This window comes from Oleiphilus sp. HI0079 (genome assembly GCF_001635105.1).
In genome coordinates, this window is record NZ_LWFT01000018.1 from 1 (window position 1) to 886 (window position 886).

At 47.5% G+C, this 886-nt stretch carries 1 protein-coding gene; it reads left to right on the plus strand.

What is annotated here, in order from left to right; translation table 11 throughout:
• On the plus strand, positions 1-886 hold an 886-nt coding region (locus A3750_RS00445), incomplete at both ends, for a TRCF domain-containing protein (RefSeq protein WP_255374853.1).

Consider the following 886-nt stretch of genomic DNA (forward strand, 5'->3'; position numbering starts at 1 on the left):
CACCGGCAAGACGACTGTCGGTTAAAACGTTCGTCAGACAAAAACAAGATGCGCTTATTCGCGAATCTGTGCTTCGTGAGGTATTACGAGGCGGGCAAGTGTATTACTTGTTTAACGACGTAAAAAATATAGAGAAGGAAGTTGAGTATCTGCAAAAACTTGTTCCCGAAAGCCGGGTGAGTTTTGCGCACGGCCAGATGCGCGAACGTGAACTCGAACAAGCTATGTCGGACTTCTATCATCAGCGCTTTAATGTACTTGTCTGCTCGACCATTATTGAAACGGGCATTGACATACCAAATGCCAATACCATCATCATTGATCGGGCCGATAAATTTGGACTTGCTCAACTTCATCAATTACGAGGTCGCGTTGGACGGTCACATCACCAAGCCTATGCGTATCTCCTCACTCCGGCTGAAAAACGTTTAACACGAGATGCAGAGAAACGGCTTGAGGCAATTTCGGCAGCACAAGACCTCGGTGCCGGGTTCATGCTCGCCACGCATGATTTGGAAATACGCGGCGCCGGTGAATTACTGGGCGAAGAACAGAGCGGGCAGATCCAAAGTGTTGGTTTCTCACTTTACATGGAACTACTAGAACAAGCCGTTCGTTCTCTGCAAGATGGTAGCGAACTTGATCTTGAGGAGAGCATGCATGGCACGGAAGTTAACCTACGCATACCGGCCTTAATTCCTGAAGATTACTTGCCCGATGTACATGCGAGACTTGTTCTCTACAAACGCATTGCAAGCTGTCGTTCGTACAGTGAGTTAAAAGACCTTCAAGTCGAAATGATTGATCGCTTTGGTTTGTTAGCCGAGCCAACGAAGAACCTGCTTCGGCAAGCTGAGCTAAAACTCGACGCTGAAAAGCTAGGAAT